At 67.5% G+C, this 22,427-nt stretch carries 17 protein-coding genes and 2 pseudogenes; 11 read left to right on the top strand and 8 right to left on the bottom strand.

All coding sequences use genetic code 11. The features are described 5' to 3' along the window. Window positions 1-58: 58 nt before the first annotated feature. On the bottom strand, window positions 59-415 hold the full coding sequence (locus tag FAZ98_RS23485) for a hypothetical protein (protein WP_158954564.1): 357 nt from the start codon (window positions 413-415) through the stop codon (window positions 59-61). Window positions 416-939: 524 nt separating this feature from the next. Between FAZ98_RS23485 and FAZ98_RS23490 the strand changes: the two genes are divergently transcribed. The 5 genes from FAZ98_RS23490 (at window position 940) to FAZ98_RS23510 (ending at window position 5,971) form a co-directional block, all read left to right on the top strand. Continuing rightward, complete coding sequence (locus FAZ98_RS23490; protein ID WP_158954566.1) at window positions 940-1,791, top strand: transporter substrate-binding domain-containing protein; 852 nt, start codon at window positions 940-942, stop codon at window positions 1,789-1,791. Window positions 1,792-1,896: 105 nt separating this feature from the next. Next, window positions 1,897-2,619 carry an ABC transporter permease gene (locus tag FAZ98_RS23495; protein ID WP_158954568.1) on the top strand — a complete coding sequence of 241 codons (723 nt, stop codon included), beginning with the start codon at window positions 1,897-1,899 and terminating at the stop codon, window positions 2,617-2,619. Window positions 2,620-2,647: 28 nt separating this feature from the next. Further along, window positions 2,648-3,394: an ABC transporter permease gene (locus tag FAZ98_RS23500; RefSeq protein WP_158954570.1), complete on the top strand. Its 747-nt coding sequence runs from the start codon at window positions 2,648-2,650 to the stop codon at window positions 3,392-3,394. 26 nt (window positions 3,395-3,420) lie between these two features. Next, window positions 3,421-4,212, top strand: a complete 792-nt coding sequence (locus tag FAZ98_RS23505; RefSeq protein ID WP_158954572.1) for an ABC transporter ATP-binding protein — start codon at window positions 3,421-3,423, stop codon at window positions 4,210-4,212. Window positions 4,213-4,333: 121 nt separating this feature from the next. Beyond that, on the top strand, window positions 4,334-5,971 hold the full coding sequence (locus FAZ98_RS23510; protein WP_158954574.1) for an HAL/PAL/TAL family ammonia-lyase: 1,638 nt from the start codon (window positions 4,334-4,336) through the stop codon (window positions 5,969-5,971). A 21-nt stretch (window positions 5,972-5,992) separates the two neighbouring features. On the opposite strand, the pseudogene FAZ98_RS23515 reads toward FAZ98_RS23510, so the two are convergent. Continuing rightward, window positions 5,993-6,547: pseudogene (locus FAZ98_RS23515) on the bottom strand (LysR substrate-binding domain-containing protein); the annotation flags it as partial. Between FAZ98_RS23515 and FAZ98_RS23520 the strand changes: the two are divergent. The 3 genes and pseudogenes from FAZ98_RS23520 to FAZ98_RS23530 all read left to right on the top strand — a co-directional run. Further along, window positions 6,540-7,463: pseudogene (locus tag FAZ98_RS23520) on the top strand (MFS transporter); the annotation flags it as partial. The pseudogenes FAZ98_RS23515 and FAZ98_RS23520 sit on opposite strands and share 8 nt — an antisense overlap. Before the next feature lie 196 nt (window positions 7,464-7,659). Then, complete coding sequence (locus FAZ98_RS23525) at window positions 7,660-8,112, top strand: ester cyclase (RefSeq protein WP_233272897.1); 453 nt, start codon at window positions 7,660-7,662, stop codon at window positions 8,110-8,112. Between the two features lie 142 nt (window positions 8,113-8,254). Further along, a complete protein-coding gene (locus tag FAZ98_RS23530; RefSeq protein WP_158954578.1) occupies window positions 8,255-10,150 on the top strand; it encodes an alpha/beta hydrolase family protein in 1,896 nt (631 codons plus the stop codon). A 65-nt stretch (window positions 10,151-10,215) separates the two neighbouring features. On the opposite strand, the gene FAZ98_RS23535 is transcribed toward FAZ98_RS23530, so the two are convergent. Next, window positions 10,216-11,826, bottom strand: coding sequence for an MFS transporter (locus FAZ98_RS23535; RefSeq protein WP_158954580.1), 1,611 nt, complete (start codon window positions 11,824-11,826; stop codon window positions 10,216-10,218). A 109-nt stretch (window positions 11,827-11,935) separates the two neighbouring features. Between FAZ98_RS23535 and FAZ98_RS23540 the strand changes: the two genes are divergently transcribed. After that, window positions 11,936-12,817 (top strand): LysR family transcriptional regulator, encoded by an 882-nt coding sequence (locus tag FAZ98_RS23540; RefSeq protein WP_158954582.1) that lies wholly within the window; start codon window positions 11,936-11,938, stop codon window positions 12,815-12,817. A 55-nt stretch (window positions 12,818-12,872) separates the two neighbouring features. Here FAZ98_RS23540 and FAZ98_RS23545 read toward each other — a convergent pair whose 3' ends face one another. Further along, entirely contained in the window at window positions 12,873-13,751 is an 879-nt protein-coding gene (locus tag FAZ98_RS23545; RefSeq protein ID WP_158954584.1) for a LysR family transcriptional regulator, read from the bottom strand. 124 nt (window positions 13,752-13,875) lie between these two features. On the opposite strand from FAZ98_RS23545, the gene FAZ98_RS23550 reads away from it, so the two are divergent. Further along, the gene (locus FAZ98_RS23550) at window positions 13,876-14,376 is read left to right on the top strand and encodes a lactoylglutathione lyase family protein (protein ID WP_158954586.1); all 501 of its coding nucleotides are present in this window, start codon (window positions 13,876-13,878) and stop codon (window positions 14,374-14,376) included. Next, complete coding sequence (locus FAZ98_RS23555; RefSeq protein ID WP_158954588.1) at window positions 14,373-15,362, top strand: alcohol dehydrogenase catalytic domain-containing protein; 990 nt, start codon at window positions 14,373-14,375, stop codon at window positions 15,360-15,362. The genes FAZ98_RS23550 and FAZ98_RS23555 overlap by 4 nt, the downstream gene beginning before the upstream one ends. 72 nt (window positions 15,363-15,434) lie before the next feature. On the opposite strand, the gene FAZ98_RS23560 is transcribed toward FAZ98_RS23555, so the two are convergent. The 4 genes from FAZ98_RS23560 to FAZ98_RS23575 form a co-directional block, all read right to left on the bottom strand. Then, window positions 15,435-16,907 carry an NAD-dependent succinate-semialdehyde dehydrogenase gene (locus tag FAZ98_RS23560; RefSeq protein WP_158954590.1) on the bottom strand — a complete coding sequence of 491 codons (1,473 nt, stop codon included), beginning with the start codon at window positions 16,905-16,907 and terminating at the stop codon, window positions 15,435-15,437. 57 nt (window positions 16,908-16,964) lie between these two features. Beyond that, window positions 16,965-19,928: an FAD-binding and (Fe-S)-binding domain-containing protein gene (locus tag FAZ98_RS23565; protein ID WP_158954592.1), complete on the bottom strand. Its 2,964-nt coding sequence runs from the start codon at window positions 19,926-19,928 to the stop codon at window positions 16,965-16,967. A 75-nt stretch (window positions 19,929-20,003) separates the two neighbouring features. After that, window positions 20,004-21,068, bottom strand: a complete 1,065-nt coding sequence (locus tag FAZ98_RS23570) for a cyclase family protein (RefSeq protein ID WP_158954594.1) — start codon at window positions 21,066-21,068, stop codon at window positions 20,004-20,006. Window positions 21,069-21,098: 30 nt separating this feature from the next. Next, window positions 21,099-22,406 carry an MFS transporter gene (locus tag FAZ98_RS23575; RefSeq protein WP_158954596.1) on the bottom strand — a complete coding sequence of 436 codons (1,308 nt, stop codon included), beginning with the start codon at window positions 22,404-22,406 and terminating at the stop codon, window positions 21,099-21,101. Window positions 22,407-22,427 lie beyond the last annotated feature (21 nt).

A 22,427-nucleotide genomic window follows, 5' to 3' on the forward strand; every position in this document is an offset into this window, starting at 1 on the left:
GACGGCCTGCCGAAAACCGGAAGGGCGACGAAAAAACAACGAAATACCCGTGCGCCGTTCAGGTTGTCGCGCCTTGCAGCGCTTCCTGGCAGAGCACCATCATGCGCTGAACCATGGTGGACGATTCGTTCAGATCCATGTCGTCGGTAAAAAGTACGGAGACGCTCGACAGGCGCACCGCCACGCCCGCGTCGAGCAGATCGTCGCGGGCGATCTTCAGCGCGAGCTGACCGAGCAGCACGCGGTCGAGCCAGTGCATCGTCGCGTTCTGTTTGCGCAGCCAGCGATGCGTGCATTCGACCACGTGATCGACACGCCACTCCTGCGTGAGCGCATACGAACCCGCGGCGATCGCCACCAGAAAACACAGCAGCTCGGGGCGCGCGCTCGTGGTGTCGGTGAATTCGAGTTTCATCGTGTAACGTCCCTAAATGCGGTCTCTCGTTGCGATACGTCGCGTGTTGGGCACGGCGGCGGCGCGAGAGGGATTTGACTCTGTTGCGCGCCAATCCGATAAGTTCCGCGGCCCGGCTTCGATTCACGCATGGTCCACTATCTGAGGCCAAAAATGCGTGCGTCAACCCACGAGAGGAACCGGCGAGCCTCGCCGCCTTGCTTGCCGCACATCCATGGCAACCTTCACGCCAACATTCACGGCGGCGACAATCAAAGGTAGCGCAAACCCGCGACGCGTGCAGTCACGCAGGGCGGCGTTATGCCTGCGCTAACGGCGCGCGCTGGCCTTTCCTGAAAGACGTTCGTAAACCCATTCGTGAATTGCCGAAACTTCGCCTGGGATTTACCCGAAGACGGCATGTTTTCTTTTTGACTCGCTTCCTTTATTCAGGTTGATTGCGTATCTTGTCTAGACAAGCTGCAAGGCGCCTGACAGTGCGCCTCCCGTCAGATTTCATCCGGCTCAATCACAGGAGTGTCGTCATGCGGTCGATGTACAGCAAGTTGGCTAGAGGACTTATGAGCGCCGCCGTCGGCGCGGCGCTGTGCGGGGTCGCGCAGGCGAAAGACGTGACGATCGCGTTCGAAGGCGGCTACGCCCCCTGGAACCTCACGCTACCCGGCGGCAAGCTCGGCGGCTTCGAGCCGGAACTGGCGGAAAACCTCTGCGCGCGTGCCCAACTGAAGTGCAATTTCGTCGCGCAGGATTGGGACGGCATGATTCCCGGTCTGCAAGCCGGAAAGTTCGACGTCCTGATGGATGCGATCTCGATCACGCCCGAGCGCGAAAAGATTCTCGCGCTTTCGAAGCCGTATGCGTCCACGCCCGCGACCTTCGCCGTGACCGACACGAAGATCCTGCCGAAGGCGAGCGCCGCCACGCCGCCGCTCACGCTCGCCAACGACGACAAATCCAACGTGCCCGCCGTACAGGTGCTGCGCACCGCGCTCAAGGGCAAGACCATCGGCATCCAGTCGGGCACGGTCTACACGCGCTTCATCAACGAAAACTTCAAGGACGTGGCGTCGATCCGCGTCTACAAGACCTCGCCGCAACGCGACCTTGATCTGGCCAACGGCCGGATCGACGCATCGTTCGACGACGTGACCTACTATGCCGCCAATGCGGACAAGAAAGACGCCACGCCCACGGTCACGGCCGGCCCGCTGATCGGCGGCCCGATCTGGGGTCCGGGCGAAGGCCTCGCGTTCCGCAAGCAGGACGCGGCGCTCAAGGCGAAGTTCGACGCGGCGATCACGGCCGCCATTGCCGACGGCACCGTGAAGAAGCTCTCCGAAAAGTGGTTCAAGACCGACGTGACGCCCGCGCACTGAGCGGCGCGGCGCACGCACGACACGGGCGCGCCAGCGGCCCGTGCAAGCGCGGCATCGTCGTCATGCGCCGATGCCGCGCAACCTGACGCTTCAAGAGGTGGTGCAATGGCTCTTTTGCAAATGCTCGGTTTCGGCTCGGAAGGCTGGGGCGGCGTGCTGCTGCTCGGCGCGCTCATGACCGTCGCGCTGACGATCGCCGCGCTCGCGATCGGCGCGGTGTTCGGCGCGCTCGTGGCGGCGGCGAAGCTCTCGCGCTTTCGCACGCTGCGCGTGATCGGCGACTTCTACACCACGGTATTTCGCGGCGTGCCCGAATTGCTCGTGATCTACCTGTTCTATTTCGGCGGCTCCTCGCTGGTTTCGTCGATCGGCCAGTGGTTCGGCGCCGACGGCTTCATCGGCGTGCCGCCCTTCGTGATCGGCGCGTTCGCGGTGGGCATGATTTCGGGCGCGTATCAGGCCGAGGTCTATCGCGCGGCCGTGATCGCGGTGTCGCGCGGCGAACTCGAGGCGGCGCGCGCGATCGGCATGCCCACGCTCGTGATGGCACGCCGCATTCTGATTCCGCAAGTGTTGCGCTTCGCCCTGCCCGGCATCGGCAATGTGTGGCAGCTGAGCCTCAAGGACTCGGCGCTGATCTCCGTCACCGGTCTCGCCGAATTGCTGCGCGCAAGCCAGGTCGCGGCCGGCTCGACGCACGACTACTTCCTCTTCTTCGTCGTGGGCGGCTTGCTCTATCTCGTCATGACGGGCGTGTCGAACCGCGTGTTCGGCCGGGCGGAAGCCATCGTCGGCCGCTCGTTCAAGCGCAACTTCGCACGTAACTGATACGCCGTTCCGGCAAGGCGCCCCCATCATGCACATCGACTTCGACTTTTTATTCGATACGACGCGCCAGCTCGTCGCCGCGGTGCCGACCACGCTCGGGCTGTTCTTCGCCTCGCTCGTGATCGGCGGGCTGCTCTCGCTCGTGATCGTCACGCTGCGCGTGTCGCCGCACTGGCTGCCCAACCGCTTCGCGCGCGCCTACATTCTGGTGTTTCGCGGCTCGCCGCTGCTGATCCAGATGTTTCTCGTCTACTACGGGCTCGGCCAGTTCGGCGTGATCCGCGAAAGTTTTCTGTGGCCCGTGCTGCGCGAGCCCTACGTGTGCGCCGTGCTCTCGCTCGCGCTGTGCACGGCGGGTTATACGGCCGAAATCATTCGCGGCGGTCTGATGGCCGTGCCGGTCGGGCAGATCGAAGCGGGCTACGCCATCGGGCTTTCGGGCTTCTCGCTGCTGCGCCGCGTGATCGGCCCGATCGCGCTGCGCCAATGCCTGCCCGCCTATTCGACCGAAGCCGTGCTGCTCGTGAAGTCCACGGCGCTCGCCAGTCTCGTTACCGTGTGGGAAGTCACGGGCGTCGCGCAGCAGATCATTCAGCAGACCTATCGCACCACCGAAGTGTTCATCTGCGCCGCGCTGATCTATCTGTGCCTCAACTTCATCGTCGTGCGCCTGATCGGGTTGCTCGAACGGCGTCTGTCGCGCCATCTGCGTGCCGCGCCCGCCGTCGCGCCCAGCCCGGCCCCCACGCTCGAAACGCAACGCGCCGCCTCCTGAGCGCGCCTCAATTTTCGGAGAAACGTATGAACGCAGTCGCACCGGTCGCCCTCTCCGTGAGGAACATCCACAAGTCGTTCGGCGAGCATCACGTGCTCAAGGGTATTTCGCTCGACGCGCACGAAGGCGACGTGATTTCGATTCTCGGCGCGAGCGGTTCGGGCAAGAGCACGTTCCTGCGCTGCCTGAATCTGCTCGAAATGCCCGACGACGGCGAAGTCGCGCTCGCGGGCGAAACGCTCAAGATGAAGCGCCGCCGCGACGGCAAGATGCAGCCCGAAGACCGCCGCCAGGTCGACCGCGTGCGCTCGCAGCTCGGCATGGTGTTCCAGAACTTCAATCTCTGGTCGCACATGACGGTGCTCGAAAACCTGATCGAAGGCCCGATGCGCGTGCTCAAGCGCACGCGCGCCGAGAGCGTGGAGGAAGCCGAGGCGCTGCTCGCCAAGGTCGGGCTCGCCGAAAAGCGTGGCCACTATCCCGCGCATCTTTCGGGCGGCCAGCAGCAGCGCGTGGCCATCGCACGCGCGCTCGCCATGCATCCGAAGGTGATGCTGTTCGACGAACCCACCTCCGCGCTCGACCCCGAACTCGTGGGCGAAGTGCTGCGCGTGATGCGCGCGCTCGCCGACGAAGGCCGCACGATGCTGGTCGTCACGCACGAAATGGGCTTCGCGAAGCACGTGTCGAATCGCGTGATGTTCCTGCATCAAGGTCAGGTCGATTCGGACGGCACGCCCGACGAAGTGTTCGGCGACAGCAAGACCGAGCGCTTCCGCCAGTTCGTGTCGAGCCATCAGGACCGCAACGCGCACTGAATCGACGTACCCGATCGACGTACTCAATCGACGCACTGAATCGACGCATCGGGTCGACCCGGCCAGCCGGCACATTGAATTAACGCATCGCGCCGTACCACGTTTCGAGCAGGAAGCCATCATGTCAGTCATTCGTTCCGCGCGCCCGCTCGACTGGCGCGACCTCTGCGCCGTTGCCGCGGGCGCGCCGCTCACCCTGGCAACGGACGCCCGCGAGCGGATCGGCGCCGCGCGTGCGCTCGTCGAGCAGATCAACGCGCGCGGCATCCGCGCGTACGGCGTCAATACCGGCGTGGGCGCGCTCTGCGACGTGGTCGTCTCGCCGGCCGAGCAGCACGCGCTCTCGCACAACATCCTCATGAGCCACGCCGTGGGCGTGGGCGCGCCGCTCGGGACACAGGAAACCCGCGCGATCATGGCCGCCGCCATCAACAACTATGCGCACGGTCATTCGGGCGTGCGCGTCGAAGTGGTCGAACGCCTCGTCGCGCTGCTCGAAGCCGACTGCCTGCCCGAAGTGCCCGCGCTCGGCTCGGTCGGCTACCTGAGCCACATGGCGCATATCGCGCTCGTCTGCGTGGGCGCGGGTCACGCCCGCTGGCACGGCGAACGCGTGAGCGGCGCCGAGGCGCTGCGGCGGCTCGGGCTCGCTCCGCTCTCGCTCGAAGCGAAGGAAGGCCTGAGTCTCGTGAACGGCACGCCCTGCGTGACCGGCCTCGCCGCGCTCGCGCTCCAGCGCGCGCATTGGCTGCTCGATTGGGCCGATGCCGTGGCGGCCATGAGCTTCGAAAATCTGGGCGGACAGATGGCGGCCTTCGACGCCGCTTCGCTGGCGTATCGCGTCTCGCCGGGGCTGGCGCAGGTGGGCGCGCGCATGCGCGCGGCGCTCGCGGGCAGCGGCCTGCTCGCGGCGGCGCTCGGCCGCCGCACGCAGGACCCGCTCAGCATGCGCACGATTCCGCACGTGCACGGCGCGGCGCGCGACGTGCTCGCCGCCACGGCCGAGGTGGTGAATCGCGAACTCGCCTCGACCACCGACAACCCGATCGTCGCGGGCACGCCCGACGAGCCCCGCGTGTTCTCGCAGGCACACGCCGTGGGCGCCTCCATCGCGCTGGCCATGGACAGCCTCGCCGCCGCCGTCGCGCAGGTCGCGGCGATGGCCGAGCGCCGCCTCGACCGCCTCGTCAATCCGCTCGTGAGCGGCCTGCCCGCGTTCCTCGCCGAGGCGAGCGGCACGCGTTCGGGCTTCATGATCGCGCAGTACACGGCGGCGGCACTGGTCGCGCAAAATCGCCGCGAAGCCGCGCCCGCCAGCCTCGACGGCGGCGTGACCTCGGGATTGCAGGAAGATCACCTGTGCCACGCCACGCCGGCCGCGCTCAAGGCGCTGGCCGTCATCGAAAATAGCAGCCGCATTTTCGGCATCGAATTGCTCGCGGCCGCGCAGGCCTACGACCTGCAGCCGGTTTCCGCCGAACGCGCGCCTTATACGGAAGCGCTCTATGCGAAGGTGCGCGCGGCGCTGCCGCCGTATCGCGACGACCGGCCGCTCGCCGACGACATGGGCCGCGCCTTCCGCATGATCGCCGACGGCGGCCCGCCGCCGTTGCCCGTCTTCACGGCGCCCGCGACGCCCGCCTCGCCTTCCTCGCCGGAAGGCTGGGCGCCCGGCGAGCCCATGGCGATCGCGCACGCGCATACGGCCTCGGCGAATGACGCGATGCCCGGGGTGATGGGCGCGTTCGTCGGCCCGTAGCGCCCCGCGCCTCGGCGCCCGTCACCCCAGTTCCGCACCCAGAAACTCCACGAACGCCCGCACGCGCGCCGAAAGCTGGTGCCGCTGCGGGTACACCGCGTAAATGTCGGCGCCCGGCGTGCGGTACTCGGGCAGCACGACCACGAGCCGCCCATCGGCGAGATACGGCTCGATGTCCCACGCCGCGCGCATGAGAATGCCGTGCCCGTCGAGCGCCCACTTCACGGCGATCTCGCCGTCGTTGGTCGCGAGGTTGCCGTGCACGCGAATCGCCTCGGTCCTGGCATTCGCGCCGCGCTCGCTCGTGAGGCGCCAGACGCCGTACGCTTCGTCGCCCTGACGAATGCCGATGCAGTTGAAGCGCACCAGATCGTGCGGCGACTGGGGCGTGCCGTGCTTCGCGAGGTACGCGGGCGCCGCGCACAGCAGCCGCCGGTTGGCCGCGAGCCGCCGCGCGATCACGCGCGAGTCGGGCGGCTCGCCGAAGCGGATGCACACGTCGTAGCTGTCGTCGGTCAAAGGCGGCGGCGTGACCGAGAGCTGCAACTGCACGGACACCTGCGGATACTTCGCGAGCCTGTGGTTCCCGTCGCGCCAGCGCGCGCTGGCCGCCGCGTGGTTCATGGCCGCCGCGCCCATCTCCACGGCCATCGGCTCGCCCATTTCCGGCGCGATCATGCAATTGCCGCCCCTCTTCGGTCTTGCCGACTGGCAACTGCTCTACGTGCTCGAAGCCGTGCCCGCCGTGCTGCTCGGCTTCGTGGTGCTGCGCCGTTTGACCGATAGTCCGTCGAAGGCGACCTGGCTCGCCGCGGCGGAACGCGACTGGCTGATCGCGAAACTCGCGCAGGAAGCCGCCGCGCGCGAGGCGCAGGGCGGTCACACGAGCGGCGCGTGGAAGGCGCTCAGCGACCCGCGCGTGCTCGCACTCGCGCTGATCTACTTCGGCACCTCGGCGGGTTTGTACACGCTCGGGCTGTGGGCCCCGCTGATGATTCGCCAGTTCGGCTTCAGCGCGTTCGAAACCGGCCTGCTCAACGGCATCCCGAGCCTCGTGGCCGTGGTCGCGATGGTGGCGTGGGCGCGCCGCTCCGACCGCACCGGCGAGCGCACGTGGCACGTGGTCATTCCGTGCGTGCTGGCTTGCGCGGGTTTCATCCTCGCGGGTCAGGCGAGCACGGCGTTCACCATCGTCGGCGCGCTGCTGATCGTGAACGTGGGTATCAGCGCGGCGAAGGCGCCGCTCTGGGCCATGCCCAGCCTGTTCCTCTCGGGCGCGGGCGCGGCGGCCGGTATCGCCACGATCAATTCGCTCGGCAATCTGGGCGGCTTCGTCGGGCCCGCCATGATCGGCTGGCTCAAGCACGAGACGGGCAGTTACGAAGCGGGGCTCTACTTCGTGGCCGCCACGCTCGCAGTGTCCGCCATCGTCACCTTGCTGCTGAGCCGCAAGGGCGGCACGCGCTCCGTGGTGGCGCAGGTCGATCACTGAATCGCCCGGGCAACCGGCGCGACGTCATCGCGGCGACGTCATTGCGATGTCGATGTCGATGTCGATAACGTGACGCGTGTCGCCGCGCAGGCGGCTTCGAAGGCCGCTTGCGCGTATGATCGTCGACGCCACCGCGACACCTTCGCAACAGCCGCGCGCGGATATGGCCCCTGCAACGCCTGCTCTGGAGGTGGACGTGTCCCGCATCGACGATCGCAGCGAAACTCAAGCCGAGGTGCCCGAAGTCATCCGCGCCTTCTATCACGCGTTCGAGCAGCGCGACGTGACGTTGCTGCGCGCCGCCGTCACCGAGGACTGGCAATACCTGCCCACGCTCGCGCCCAATAGCGAAGCCCACGGCGCCGGGCAGATGGCCGCGATCTTCGCGCACATGAGCGCCGCGTTCCCCGACATCCACATCCAGATTCTCGACGTGGTCGCGAACCCGCAGAAAGTGGGCGTGCGCGCGCAGGTGAGCGGCACGCAGGAGGGCGAGCTGTTCGGCATTCAGGGCAGCGCGAAGCCAGTGCGCTTCGCGATTCACTCGTTCCACGAATTGCGCGACGGCCTGATCGCCAGGACCTGGCATCTGGAGGACTGGCTTTCCGTGTTCCAGCAGATCGGCGAATTTCCGGGCGGCACGCGCTAAGGGTTCCGGCGGCGCGATCTCGCCGGCACCACGTTCGACACGCGCTTTGCCGATACCCGCGCGGGCGGCGGCAGCGTGAACGCGATCTTGTTACGATGGACCGCTCTCACGCTTCCTTCGCTCCCTTCACGCCCGCCGCGCCATGACCGACCTGCACGCCTCCTCCGCCCACGCCGCCTCGCCGCCCCAAAACGCCCGCATTACCGCCGATCAAGCCGTCGCGGCCGGCAAGGACTACGCCGAACTCGCCGCCAGCGAGCGCGGCGTGTTCTGGACGCAATTCGATCCCGCCGATAGCGCCACGCGCATTTTCCACGTCCCGAGCGGCGAGCCAGGCGCGGCGCCGCGCTGCCTCACGCCGGACGGTTTCAGCGTGCGCGGGCGCGTCTACGAATACGGCGGCGGCGCGTTCTGCGTCGCGGGCGACACGCTCGTGTTCGTCAACGAAAAGGATCAGCGGCTGTATCGGCAAGCCATAGACGGCGATACCCACGCACCGCTCGCGCTCACGCCCGCAGGCCGCCGCTACGGCGATTTGCGCGCGCATCGCGACCACGTGCTCGCGGTGGAAGAAGACGGCGACACGCATCGCATCGTCGCCATCGCGCTTGAAGACGGCGCGCGCGAAGTGCTCGCCGAGGGCGGCGACTTCTATGCCGCACCCTGCCTCCACGAAACCCGCGAAGGCACCGCGCGCCTCGTCTGGATCGAATGGCAACGCCCGCATCAGCCGTGGACTTCCACGCAGCTGCGCGAACGCGTGCGCGACGCCCGCGGCGCGTGGTCTTCGCCGCGCACGCTCGCGGGCGGCGATCGCATCGAGGCGCTGCAACAGCCGCAGTTCGACGCGCACGGCGCGCTCTGGTGCCTTACCGACCGCGCGGGCTACTGGCAACCGTGGCGCGTGCGAGATGACACGCTCGAAGCGCTGCCTTGCGCGGCCGCCGATCACGCTTCGGCGCCGTGGCAACTCGGCGCGCGCAGCTGGCTCGCGCTCGACGAGGGCGCGAGCTTCGCCACGTGGTTCGACGACGGCTTCGGCGTGCTCGCGCATCGCCTCAACGACGGCACGCACGCCATTGCCTCCGCTTACAGCCGCTTTCACCATCTCGCCGCCGACGCCACGCACTTCTACTGCCTCGCGGCCTCGCCCACCTGCCCCGCCGCCGTGCTCGCCATCGCGCGCGACGATCGTCGCGTGGAAGTCCTCAGCGAAGTCTCGCCAATGCTGCCCGCAGCGCGCATTCCGCAGCCCGAAAGCCTGCGCTTCCCGAGCGGCGATTCGCACGCATACGGCTATTTCTACGCGCCACAAGCGGCTGCCGATACCACCGGGAACGCCACCCCGGCGCCGCCCGTCGTCGTGTTCGTGCATGGCGGCCCGACCTCGGCGTGTTACCCCGTATTCGATCCGCGCATGGCGTACTGGACGCAGCGCGGTTTCGCCGTCGTCAATCTCAACTATCGCGGCAGCACGGGTTACGGCCGCGAGTTTCGCGAGGCGCTGCACGACAACTGGGGCGTGGCCGACGTGGACGACGCCTGCAACGCCGTCGCGTGGCTGGCCGCACAGGGCCGCGTGGACGCCACGCGCGCGTTCGTGCGCGGCGGCAGCGCGGGGGGCTACACCGTGCTCTGCGCGCTCGCGTTTCGCGAGGTGTTTCGCGGCGGCGCGAGCCTCTATGGCGTGAGCGATCCGTTGACGCTCGGCGCGCACACGCACAAGTTCGAAGCCGACTATCTCGACTGGCTGATCGGCGACCCCGTCGCGCAGGCCGACCGCTATCGTGCACGCACGCCGCTGCTGCACGCGGACCGCATCGACGCGCCCGTGATCTTTTTTCAGGGCGAACTCGACGCCGTGGTCACGCCCGACCAGACGCGCCGCATGGTGAGCGCGCTCGAAGCGCGTGGCGTCAAAGTCGAAGCGCACTATTACGCCGACGAACGCCACGGCTTTCGCAAGGCCGCGAATCAGGCCCATGCGCTCGAAGCCGAATACCGGTTCTATTGCGCGGTGCTCGGCCAACCGGCGTGACCGGAAAATCGCGTACGTGACACGGCGCGCGTGACGCCGCGCGGTGCGGGACATCGGCGCGCGATTCACGCCTCGGCGCGCCGCCCGGAAAGTAGCCAGACCGCCAGCGCGACCGCCACGGCCAACACCCCCGCCACCGCGAGCGCCGCCGCGAAGCCGCTCGCGAAACTCGCGGGCGCGGCGCCCGCCATCGCCGCGCGTCCCTCCGGCGCGACGCGTGCGAGCGCATGCGCGAGATCGCCCGCCAGCAGGTCCGACATGAACGACGCGTCCACACACGCGCTCACCGCGTGGGCGCACGCCGCCGTGGCATCGAGCGCGCCTCGCGTGCGTGCGGCGAGCACCGCGCCCAGCACGCCCACCGAACTGACGATAGCCGTGAAGCGCGTGGTCGTGCTGATACCCGACGCCATGCCCGTGCGATGCGCGGGCACGCACGCCATGATGGCCTTCTGCGTGTCGCCGTTGAGCACGCCCGCGCCCAGGCCCGTGACGATCATGCCGAGCGCGACCCACGCGTAGTGCCCCGCGGGCGCGAGCGCCGCCGTCGCCAGATTGCCGATGCCGACCAGACCCAGGCCGATGGAAAGCGTCGAAGTCGCGCCACGAAACCGCCGCGCGATACGCGCGCCGAGATACGGACCGGCGATCATCGAAAGCGCGAACGGCAACATCCCCACGCCCGCCGCCACCGGCGACCACTCGAACGCGTTCTGCAGATAGAGCGGCAGAAACGTCATCATCACCTGCGCGCACGCCGCGTAGCCGAACATGCCGAGCACGGCGGCCACGAAGCGCGCCTGCGAGAACAGCGACAAGTCGATCACCGCATGCGCGAGACGCTTTTCCACGACGACGAAACCCGCGATCAGCAGCACGCACGCGCCAAAACGTGCGACCGTCGCCGCGCCGTGCCAGCCCGCGCTTTGCGTGCCGATCAGCGCCCAGATGCCGCACGCGAGGCCCACGCCGAACAGCACGCTGCCCGCGAAGTCGACGCGTTGCGCGTGCGGATTGCGCGACTCCGGCACGACGCGCCGCGCGCACGCCGCGAGAAAGCCACATACCGGCAGATTGAGCAGGAAGATCCAGCGCCAGCCCACCCATTGCGTGATCACGCCGCCCACCAGCGGCGCGATCGTGGTCGCGATACCCATCGTCATGCCCCAGATCGCCCAGGCGCGCGCCCGCTCTCGCGGCCCCGGAAACGCGTGGGCGATCACGGCGAGCGCGGCCGTGAGCAGCATGGCCGCGCCCACGCCTTTGAACGCGCGCGAAACGTTGAGCACGGCCACGCCCGGCGCGAGACCGCAACCGAGCGAGGCGAGCGCGAACACGACCAGGCCGAGCACGAGCATCCTCCTGCGGCCGTAACGATCGGCGAGACCGCCCATCGGCAGCAGGCACGAGGCGAACGACACCATGTACGCGCTCACCACCCATTCGACATCGGCGAAACCGGCGTGAAACGCGCGCGCGATCGAGGGCAGCGAGACCGCGACGATATTGGTGTCCAGCGAAATCAGCGCGCACGTGGCCGATGCCGTGGCGAGCAGCAACCCCGGCGATTTCAGCGCGTTAGCCGGTATCGCGGCCTGCGCGCGTTCCGGCTTGATCGGCCGCCGTAGTTCGCCGATGGTGCTCTCGCACACGGCCTCGTTGCGTCTCTGCTCCATACACGTTCCTTCGCCTGATTCAACCCTGACATAAGGCGATGCTAAAGCCACGCGTGTTAAGAATCGATAGCCGATAGAATCATGTGTATTCATTTGTGGATGAATACCCATGCAACTCGAACTACGCCATTTGCGCTGCATTCTCGCCGTCGCGCGCCATCTGCACTTCGCGCGCGCGGCCGACGAACTCGGCATCGCGCCGCCCTCGCTCACGAAACAGATTCGCGACGCGGAAACGCTGCTCAAATTCCGGCTCTTTCATCGCACGCGGCGCTCGGTCTCGCTCACGAGCGCGGGCGAAGCCTATCTGCCCGGCGCGGCGGCCGTGCTCGCACAACTCGAAGCGGCGCGCGAAAACGGCCTGCTCGCGCAGCGCGGGCAACTCGGGCGCATTCGTGTGGGCTACGTGGCGTCGGCGGTGTATGCGGGCGTGATGCGCAAGACGCTCACGCGGTTTCGCGCGTCGCATCCGCGTATCGAAGTCGAACTCACGGAAATGCCGATGGACGAGATTCCGGCACGCATCGCCGACCGGCAACTCGACGTCGCGTACGTGCGCCCGCCCATGGCGTTCGCCGAGGAATTGCAGGCGACCTGCGTGCATCGCGACGAATTCGTGGTGGCCGTGCCCGCCGATTCGCCGCTCGCCGCGCTCGATCGCATCGCGCCGCAGCAGTTGCGTCACGAGCGTTTTGCGGTGCCCGAGCAGGAACTCGGCACGCTCGAAGTCGCGCGGCGCGGCCGGTTTGCCGCGCCCGCCGGCCGGCGGCCCGGCCCGTTGATCGCCGTGGTCGCCAGCGTCTCGCTCGACGGCACCGTGGCGATCGTGCCCGCCTCGCTCTGCGCGTGCGTCGCGCTGCCGGGCGTGGCGTACCGGCCGCTGAGCGGCAAACCGATTGCTTCGGAAATCGCGCTGCTGTACCGGCGTCACGAAAGCTCGCGTGCGGTGAAGGCATTTTTGCACGATGCGCGCGACGAGAAGGACGTCTAACACCGCGCACGTCTAAAAACACGTCGCGCGAATCATCGGCATTCCGAACGATGGGTCAGGCAGTGTGCTCGACATGCTCGCGCAAATACGCCACCACGCGTTGCGCGCGCGGCGTGAGCGGCCATTCGGCGCGATGAATGAGCCACAGCGTGTCCACCACGCTCTCGCCACCCTCCATCACTTCAATGGCGTCCTGACGCGCGAACGCGCGGCGCGCATAGCGCGGGATCACCGTGAAGCCCAGGCCGCGCGCCACCGGCTCGAGAATCAGCCCGATCTGGTTGCTGAAACCATGGCGCGGCAGCGAGCGAGCGCCCGCGTTGCCCGGAAAACGGCGCGCGAGCAGGCGGTTCGCCATCGCCATGCCGTCGGGGTGATCGATGAAACCGAGGCGCGCGAGATCGCTCCACGTGCGCGCGGTCGCGCCCGCCGGCACCACGAGTTCGAGCGGCTCCTGCGCGAAGCGCGTGGCCGCGATGTGTTCGTCGTCGGGCTTGAGCGTGAGCAAGCCGAGATCGTAATGATTGGCGAGCACGGCCGCGAGCACTTCGGCGTCGGGCGCGAACCTGTGACGCACCGCGAGGCCCGGATGCGCGCCCTGTAAATCGAGCAGCAGCGGATAAATCGCGAGCCCGATGCTACCGGGACTGATCAAGCCCACTTCGCCGCTTTCCGCGCCGCTTTCGGCGAGCCGGCCGCGCAGCCTGCGATCGGCCACTTCGAGTTCGGCGCAATAGTCGAGCAGCGCGCGCCCGGCCGGCGTGATCTCGATGCCGCGCGGGCGCCGGAACACGAGCAGGCCGAGCCGGTCTTCGAGTTGCCGCAAGTGCTGGCTCACGGCCGCTTGCGTGAGCCCGAGCCGTTCGGCCGCGCGTGTGAAGCTGCCCGCTTCCGCGAGCATTTCGAACGTGCGCAGCCATTGCGGATTTAGCATAAGAATATTTTATCGAAGCGATAAGACAGGCGTGCTTGTCATTATAGCGACGCTCCCTAAGATGAACGCGATCGGCCGCGCCGCGCTGGCGCCGCCATGTTTCGATATTTTTCAGGGGGCCAGAATGAGCCAGACTTATCCGCGTAGCTTTTCCCATATCGGCCTGTCCGTTACCGATCTCGACGCCGCCGTGAAGTTCTACACGGAAGTCATGGGCTGGTATCTCATCATGCCGCCCACGACCATCAGCGAGGACGAAAGCGCCATCGGCGTGATGTGCACCGACGTATTCGGCGCGAACTGGGGCTCGTTCCGCATCGCGCATCTCTCCACCGGCGACCGCATCGGCGTGGAAATCTTCGAGTTCCGCAACGCGCAGAAGCCCGAGAACAACTTCGAGTACTGGAAAACCGGCGTATTTCACTTCTGCGTGCAGGACCCGGACGTGGAAGGTCTCGCCGCGAAGATCGTCGCGGCCGGCGGCAAACAGCGCATGCCGGTGCGCGAGTATTTCCCCGGCGAAAAGCCGTATCGCATGGTCTACATGGAAGACCCCTTCGGCAACATCCTCGAAATCTACAGCCACAGCTACGAGCTGACGTACTCGGCCGGAGCGTATCGATGATGGTGACGCCGCCCGCGTGGCGCGCGTGGGTGTGGCAAGGTTCGGCGGACCCGCGGGACCTCGCGCTGGAAACGGTCGCGCGCGAACCGCTCGCGCCGGGTCACGTGCTCGTGCGCAACGCCGTGATCGGGTTGAATCCCGTCGACTGGAAAGTGCTCGGCGGCGACCTCGTGAACTGGCGGGCCGGCAAGGTGCCGGGCGTGGATGGCGCGGGCACCGTGGTCGGCCTGGGCGCGAACGTGGCCGCGCACTGGATCGGCCAGCGCGTGGCATATCACACGAGCCTGCACGCGCCGGGCAGTTTCGCCGAATACACGCCGGTTGCAACGCGCGCGCTGCTGCGCGTGCCCGACGGCGTGGACTTCGCGACGGCCGCGAGCATGCCATGCCCGGCGCTCACGGCGTGGCTCGCGCTCGACAAACTGCCGCGCCGCGTGGGCGCGCGCGTGTTGATCGCGGGTGCGGGCGGCGCGGTCGGCCAGTATCTCGTGCAGCTCGCGGCGGGACGCGGCTTCGAGGTCACGGCGATGAGCCACCCGCGCCACTGGACACGCCTGACCGCGCTCGGCGCGACGGCGTGCATGCATGGCGCGCCGGGTTCGTCGGCGTGGCTCGAGGAAAACGCGGGCCGCTTCTTTGCCGCCATCGACAGCGTGAATGCCGAACACGCTGCACGGATCGCCGGCGTGCTCGAAGCGAACGGCCATCTCGTGTGCATTCAGGGGCGGCTCGCCGCCGCGCCATGCGCGCCGTTCGGCCGCGCGCTCTCCGTGCACGAAGTCGCGCTCGGCGCGCTGCACGATCATGGCGACGACGCCGCGTGGGCGCGTCTCACGCAGGCGGGCGAAGCGCTGCTCGCCGCGCTCGACTACGGCACGCTGCGCGCCGAATCGCACACCATGGCCGCCTTCGAGTCGCTCGCGCAACATCTGCACGCGCTCGAGCATCGTGCGTTCTCCGGCAAGGCGCTGGTGGCCGTGCCGTAAACGCGCAACGCGGCCCGTGACGAGGTCAACGGGCCGCGCGTTGCCTGACTCGGTGCTTCAGGCGTTCGAACGTCAGTCCAGGCCGCCCTGGCACAGATACTTGATGCTCAGGTAGTCGTCGAGACCGTACTTCGAGCCCTCGCGGCCGTAGCCCGATTCCTTCACGCCGCCGAACGGCGCGGCTTCGCTCGCCACCGCGCCTTCGTTGATGCCGACGATGCCCGTTTCGAGTTTGCGCGCGACGCGGTCGATACGGCGCACGTCGTTCGTGTAGAAGTACGCGGCGAGACCGAACGGCGTGTCGTTGGCGATGCGGATGACTTCGTCTTCGTCGCTGAAGCGGAACAGCGGCGCGACCGGGCCGAAGGTTTCCTCGCAGCACAGCACCATGGCGTCGGTGGCGTCGGCGAGCACCGTGGGCGCGTAGTAGTTCGGCCCGAGTGCCGTGAGACGCTGGCCACCCGCGAGCACGCGCGCGCCGTTCGCCACGGCGTCTTCCACGTGCTTGGCGATCTTGTCGATGGCGCGCTCGTTGATCATCGGACCGATCTGCGCGTTCGCGTCCGTCGCCGGGCCCACATGCAGCGCGCTCACGCGCTTCGCGAGCAGCTCGCCAAATGCTTCGTAGACCGAATCGTGAACGTAGATGCGGTTCGGGCACACGCAGGTCTGGCCGCCGTTGCGGAACTTCGCGAGCATGAGGCCCTGCACTGCCGCTTCGAGATCGGCGTCGCCGAACACGATGAACGGCGCGTTGCCGCCCAGTTCGAGCGAAAGCTTCTTGAGCGTGCCCGCCGACTCGCGCGCGAGATGCTTGCCCACGGCCGTCGAGCCCGTGAAGGTGATCTTGCGCACGCGGTCGTCGGCGAGCCAGTCGGCCACGGCGGCAATGCCTTCGTCGCGCGCCGCCGAGATCATGTTGAGCACGCCGTCGGGCAAGCCCGCTTCCTGCGCCAGCGCGACGAGCGCGAGCGCCGTGAGCGGCGTGTCTTCGGCGGGCTTCGCCACCACCGTGCAACCGGCCGCGAGCGCCGGGGCGATCTTGCGCGCGATCATCGCGAGCGGGAAGTTCCACGGCGTGATCGCCGCCACCACGCCAATCGGCTCCTTGATGGCCGTCATGCGCTTGCCGCGCTGCGTCTGCGGAATGATGTCGCCGTAAATCTTCGTGGCTTCCTCGGCGAACCACGCCACGTACGACGCGCCATAGGCGACTTCGCCGCGCGCTTCGGCGAGCGGTTTGCCCTGCTCCAGCGACATCAGGCGCGCGAGGTCTTCCGTGTTCGCGAGGATGAGCGCGTGCCAGCGGTTCAGCACGGCCGCGCGTTCGCGGGGCAGCTTGTCGCGCCATGCGGGCAGCGCGCGCGAAGCGGCGTCCGTGGCCGCGCGCGCGTCGGCGGCGGCGCTGTTCGCGACCTGCGCGAGCGTGGCCTGCGTGGCCGGATTCGTCACGGCGTAACGGTTGTTGCTGGCGGCGGCAACCCACTTGCCGCCGATGAAATTCTCGTGTCGAAGCAGTTCGCCTCGCGTCAACTCCAAACTCACTGCGTTCTCCTTTCTACAAGGGATATCGGGCGTCGAACCGGTTAGTTCGATGCGGATTTAGTTCGTTGCGGCCGGTTCTTTCACGGACGCTTCGGCCGGCGCCGCCTCGCCGTTCGGCTGGCGATCGAGCCACTGCGCGAGATGGAGCGCCGTGCGACCCGTGGTGTTGCGAATCTGCGAGCGGCAGCTGAAACCGTCGCTCACGATCACGGCTTCGTCCTGCAACGCGTCGATCACGGGCACGAGTTCCGACTGCGCGACCTGCTTCGCGAGACCCGCGGTTTTCTGGTGATAACCATACGCGCCCGCCATGCCGCAGCAACCCGTGGGCAGCACCGAGCCCTTGCTCGTGGCCTGCTTGAGCAGTTGCGTTTCGGCCTTCATGCCGCCGCACGCCTTCTGGTGGCAATGGCCGTGCACGTGCACGTCTTCGTCGAGCTTCGGCAGCGTGACGCCGTACTCTTGCAGCAGTTCGGCGAGCGTCTTCACCGCCTTTGCGAGCGCATGCGCGCGCTCGTCGTTCGGGAACAGCGCGCGCAATTCGTCGCGGAACACCGAAAGACAGCTCGGCTCCAGCACGACCACGGGCAGCTTCGAGTCGATCACGTTCGACATCCCCGTCATGATCGTTTCGAGGTTGCGCTTCGCTTCGTCGAGCAGACCCGCGTCGTACATCGGCCGGCCGCAGCACACGTGCTTGCTCAGCAGGCGCACTTCGAAGCCCTTCGATTCGAGCACGCGCACCGCCGCTTCCATCACCTCGGGCGTGAAGCCGTTGTTGAACGTGTCGGTCCACAGCAGCACCGGCGTGCGCTTCGTGGTGGCGGTTTCCGCTTGCGCGAGCAGGCGCTTCGCGCTCGCGCCGTTGCGGAAGGTTTTCGCGGCGATGGCGGGAAACTTCACGTCTTCGGCCAGCCCGAACTTCGCGCTCACCTTGCGGAACGCGGGATTGCGCATCAGCGCGTTCGCCACGCCGCTCACGTGCGTGGCCACGGGCAGCCAGTTGCCGATACGGCTCACCATCGCGTCCATCACGTGACGGCGCTTGTGCTTGTGATACTCGTAGAGGAAGTGGCTCTTGTACTTGGCAATGTCCACGTGCGTGGGGCAATCGCTGCGGCAGCCCTTGCACGCGAGGCAGTGATCGAGCGAATCCTTCACGGCCTCGCTCTGCCAGCCGTCCTCGATCACTTCGCCTTTGAGCAGTTCGAACAGCAGGCGCGCGCGGCCGCGCGTGGAATACTTTTCCTCGCGCGAAGCGCGATAGCTCGGGCACATCGTGCCGCCGCTCAGCGAACGGCACTTGCCCATGCCGATACAGCGTTCCGTCGCGCGCGCGAACGTGTCGGGCTTGCCGAGATCGCCGAACGTGAACGGGCTCGACACGTCCACCCGGCGATACCCCGGTCCGAGGCGCAGGTTTTCATCCACGGGCATGGCATCGACCAGCTTGCCCGGGTTCATGCGGCCGCGCGGGTCCCAGATCGCCTTGAACGCGCGAAACGCTTCCATCAGTTCCGGCGAGTACATGAGGTGCAGCAATTCGCCCTTCGCCTGGCCGTCGCCGTGTTCGCCCGAGAGCGAGCCTTCGTACTTCACGACCAGTCTGGCCGCGTCGAACAAAAACTCGCGCCACGTCTTCACGCCTTGCGCGTTGCGCAGGTCGAAGGTGATGCGCGAGTGTATGCAGCCGTCGCCGAAGTGGCCGTACATGTTGGTCTTGTAGCCGTACGACTCCACCAGCGCCGAGAATTCGCGCAGGTAGGCGCCCAGGTGACGCGGCTCCACGGCGGCGTCTTCCCAGCCCACCACGGGGTCGGGCTTCGACATGTCGTCGCCGATGGACGTGGCCGACGCGCCCGTTTCGCGCACCGACCACAGCCGCTTCATGAGCGCGGCATCGTCGACGAGACGCGCCGAAGGCGTGCCCGGCAACTCGGGCGCGAGCGCCGCCGCGCGTTGCGCGAATTCCATCGCCACGGCCTTGTCGGTCGCCCCGAATTCCACCATCAGCCACGCATTGCCCTCGGGCAGTTCGGCGATGTCGGCCAGCGCCAGACCGCGCTCGCGCAAGCCGCCCACGATACCCGTGTCGAGCCCTTCCATGGCGATGGGCGAGAGCGGCAGCAGTTGCGGCACGCAGTCGGCGGCATCGAAAATGGTCGGGAAACCGTACACCACGAGCAGGCGATGCACGGGGTTGGTCACGAGCGTGGTTTTCGCGCGCAGCACCGAGACGCAGGTGCCTTCGGAACCCACGAGCGCACGCGCGATGTTGAAGCCGTTCTCCGGCAACAGTTGATCGAGGCTGTAGCCGGACACGCGGCGCTTGAGCTTGGGGAAGCCTTCGCGAATCGCGTCGCCGTATTTTTCCACGAGGCCGAGCAGGCCCGAGACGATTTCCGCGCGGCGGCCGCCCGCGGCGAGATGCTCGCGCAGCGCGGCTTCGTCGGTCGGGCCCACCCAGAACTGCTCGCCGTCGTAGGTGAGCACTTCGAGCGCCTCGATGTTTTCGGCGGTTTTGCCCGCCATCACCGAATGCGCGCCGCACGAGTTATTGCCGATCATGCCGCCGAGCGTGCAGCGGCTGTGCGTGGCCGGATCGGGGCCGAACGTGAGGCCCTTGAGCGCCGCCGCGTCTTTCAGCTGATCGCAGATCACACCGGGCTGCACCGTGGCCACGCGGCCCGCCACGTCGATCGCTTCGATGGTCGTGAGGTACTTCGACGCGTCGATGATGACCGCCGCGTTGACCGACTGCCCGCACATGGATGTGCCCGCGCCGCGCGTGAGCACCGGCACGTCGGCGTCGCGGCACGCGCGCATGGTCTCGACCACGTCCTCGATGCTGCGCGGCACGACGATGCCGATCGGCACCTGCCGGTAGTTCGACGCTTCCGACGCGTAGGCGGCGCGCGTGCCCGAATCGAAGCGCACTTCCGCGCGCGTGTTGCTGGCAAGCCGCCGCTGGAGCGAGAGCAAGGCGTTGATATCGTGGCGGGGCAGATCGTTTGAATTCATGACATCGCTAGCGTGGGGCGCTTTTTTCAATAATGGCTACGGCGGGTACAGCGTATTTTGCAACGGGTTTCGTCATCACACGGTCGCCACCGGCGTGACCGGCGAACCGACCGCGCGCGGCAGGCGCAACGGCGGCGCCGTCAGCAGGAAGCGGTTGCGGCCATGCGCGTGCAGCCAGTCGGCCAGTTCGCTCAAATGCCACAATTCGCCGAGGTGCACGCCAAGGCGGAACAAGCACAAATCGTGCAGCGGGTGCGAAGGATACCGCGCGTCGTCGCTGGGCGCGGCCGGCAGAAACTCCACGGCCACGTTATCCGAGATCAGCGCGGCCACGTTCGAGTCGACGATCCAGCGGCGCAGCGCCTCGTCGCGGCCGTCGAGACCGGCGAAGCCGCCTTCGAGCGCCTTGCCGTTCTGCGTGCGATACACGTCGAGCAGCGCTTCGTCCAGACCCGTGCGCAGGCACAGCATGTCGCCGGGCTCGACCACCACGTGCTGCGCCTCCATCGCTTCCCTCAGTTCGTCGTAACCCACGCGCAGCGGCACCGCGCCGAACTGGCGCTTGAGGTCGACCATGACCGCGCGGCCTTGTACGCAGGTGGCGGCCATGTTCTCGATGCCGAGCCGGTACGCGCCCGGCGCGCGATCGGTGGCGGGCAGCGGTTCGCCCGCTTTTTCGTGGCGGTAATCGAGTGGGCCGATCACATCCTCGCCCGCGCGGAAGCCGTTGTAGAAACACATTTCGGGCTGGCCGTCGCCGTCGGCGTCGAACCATTGGCCCATGTGCGCGAGGCTGTCCCACTGCGTCGAGTACTGCAACGCGAGCGTGACGGTGTCGTCGCAGATCACGTCGGTGAGGCTCGCGTTGTCGCGCGAGAGCGGGTACGTCATGTTCGGCAGCTCGCCGCGCACCGTGGGTTGCAGGTGCGGCGGCGCGCGGCGCGGGTTCAGCACGCGGTTGCCGGGACAGTCGAGCGGCAGGCTCAAACAGAACGTGCGCCCTTCGCGCGCCTCGCGCAGGCCTTCCAGCACCTTCGCGGGCGTGATGAGGTTCAGGCGGCCAAGTTGATCGTCGGCGCCCCAGTCGCCCCACGTGGAATCGGCGGGGCGTTGGGTCCAGCGGCGTGCGGTGGTGTTCATCGACATGTCCCGGTTGGTGCGTGGATACGTTCAGCGCGTCGCGTTGCCAGCCGCCAGCAGCGGCGCTTCGGCTTCGCTTTGCATGGCGCCGGTTTCGACGTTGCCTTCGGCTTCCTCGCCGCGCGGCATCCAGCGCGACGTATCGAACAGGCTGATCGCGATCAGCAGCAGCGCGCCGCCCGCGATGAACGACGCCATGCCGAACTTGAGGCCGAGCGAGGGCGTGACGAGCGCGATCGCATACGGCGCGACCACGCTGATCGACGTCATCGCATAACTGATGCCGATGCCGGTTGCGCGGCCTTCCACGGGGAAGCGGCGCGACTGGTAGAGCGGCATGATGCCGAACAGGCCGTTCGCGAACATGCCCATGCAGAACGCGCCCACGCCCAGCAGGAAGTGGCTTTGCACGAGCGTGTAGAGCACGGTGGACGGAATCACCACGCCGAGGAACAGGCAGATCGTGCGGCGCTCGCCGAAGCGCGCGGCCGAGTAACCCGAAAGCGGCTTGCCGATCACCGAGCCCACCGAATACGCGATCACGAACGGGAAGATCTGGCTCGAATCCAGATGCTGCGTGGTCAGCAGGAACGTGGGATACAGCACCTGCACGGCCCACAGCATGAAGTTGATCGCCGCCGAAAACACCCACGCCTGAAACACGGCCGGATTGAAGATGAAGGCCTCGCGCGCGCTGCGGCGCTTGCCGCGCTGCTGTTCGCGTTCCCAGTCGGGCGACTCGCCCACGTTGCGGCGCAGGAACAGCGTGAGCAGCGCGGGCAGCACGCCGAGGAAGAACATCCAGCGCCAGCCCGCGACCGGAAACAGGAAGTGGAACGCGAGCGCCGCAAGCAGGTAACCGAACTCGTAGCCCGCCACCATGATGCCCGAGGCGAGCGGACGGATCTTCGCGGGCACGGTTTCCATCAGCAGCGCGACGGACGCCGTCCATTCGCCGCCGAAGCCGATGCCGAACAGCACGCGCATCGCCATGAACGACGCATAGCTCCACGCGAGGCCGCTCAAACCGGCCGCGCACGAGAACCACAATACGGCGGCCATGAACACGACCTTGCGGCCGAAGCGGTCGGCGGCGAAACCCCAGCCGATGGTGCCCGCGACCTTGGCGAAACCGGTGGCGGTCACGACGAAGGCCATGGCGGGCAGGCCCACGTTGAACACCTTGCCCAGGTGCGGGATCAGGAACAGCAAAATGGTGAAGTCGAAGGCGTCGAGCGCCCACCCCGCCGTGGCGGCGAAGATGATGCGCCAGTTCTCGCGCAACGCCTCTACGTGCGTGCCCGTCTGCGCGGGCCGGTTCACTGCGAAATCGTTCATGTCGTGTCTCCTCCTTTCGTT

This window comes from Paraburkholderia acidisoli, from assembly GCF_009789675.1.
Lineage (GTDB): Bacteria > Pseudomonadota > Gammaproteobacteria > Burkholderiales > Burkholderiaceae > Paraburkholderia > Paraburkholderia acidisoli.

Coding starts and splice junctions, on each gene's coding strand:
- FAZ98_RS23485 (WP_158954564.1), bottom strand. CDS start 415: ATGAAACTCGAATTCACCGACACCACGAGCGCGCGCCCCGAGCTGCTG.
- FAZ98_RS23490 (WP_158954566.1), top strand. CDS start 940: ATGCGGTCGATGTACAGCAAGTTGGCTAGAGGACTTATGAGCGCCGCC.
- FAZ98_RS23495 (WP_158954568.1), top strand. CDS start 1,897: ATGGCTCTTTTGCAAATGCTCGGTTTCGGCTCGGAAGGCTGGGGCGGC.
- FAZ98_RS23500 (WP_158954570.1), top strand. CDS start 2,648: ATGCACATCGACTTCGACTTTTTATTCGATACGACGCGCCAGCTCGTC.
- FAZ98_RS23505 (WP_158954572.1), top strand. CDS start 3,421: ATGAACGCAGTCGCACCGGTCGCCCTCTCCGTGAGGAACATCCACAAG.
- FAZ98_RS23510 (WP_158954574.1), top strand. CDS start 4,334: ATGTCAGTCATTCGTTCCGCGCGCCCGCTCGACTGGCGCGACCTCTGC.
- FAZ98_RS23530 (WP_158954578.1), top strand. CDS start 8,255: ATGACCGACCTGCACGCCTCCTCCGCCCACGCCGCCTCGCCGCCCCAA.
- FAZ98_RS23535 (WP_158954580.1), bottom strand. CDS start 11,826: ATGGAGCAGAGACGCAACGAGGCCGTGTGCGAGAGCACCATCGGCGAA.
- FAZ98_RS23540 (WP_158954582.1), top strand. CDS start 11,936: ATGCAACTCGAACTACGCCATTTGCGCTGCATTCTCGCCGTCGCGCGC.
- FAZ98_RS23545 (WP_158954584.1), bottom strand. CDS start 13,751: ATGCTAAATCCGCAATGGCTGCGCACGTTCGAAATGCTCGCGGAAGCG.
- FAZ98_RS23550 (WP_158954586.1), top strand. CDS start 13,876: ATGAGCCAGACTTATCCGCGTAGCTTTTCCCATATCGGCCTGTCCGTT.
- FAZ98_RS23555 (WP_158954588.1), top strand. CDS start 14,373: ATGATGGTGACGCCGCCCGCGTGGCGCGCGTGGGTGTGGCAAGGTTCG.
- FAZ98_RS23565 (WP_158954592.1), bottom strand. CDS start 19,928: ATGAATTCAAACGATCTGCCCCGCCACGATATCAACGCCTTGCTCTCG.
- FAZ98_RS23570 (WP_158954594.1), bottom strand. CDS start 21,068: ATGAACACCACCGCACGCCGCTGGACCCAACGCCCCGCCGATTCCACG.
- FAZ98_RS23575 (WP_158954596.1), bottom strand. CDS start 22,406: ATGAACGATTTCGCAGTGAACCGGCCCGCGCAGACGGGCACGCACGTA.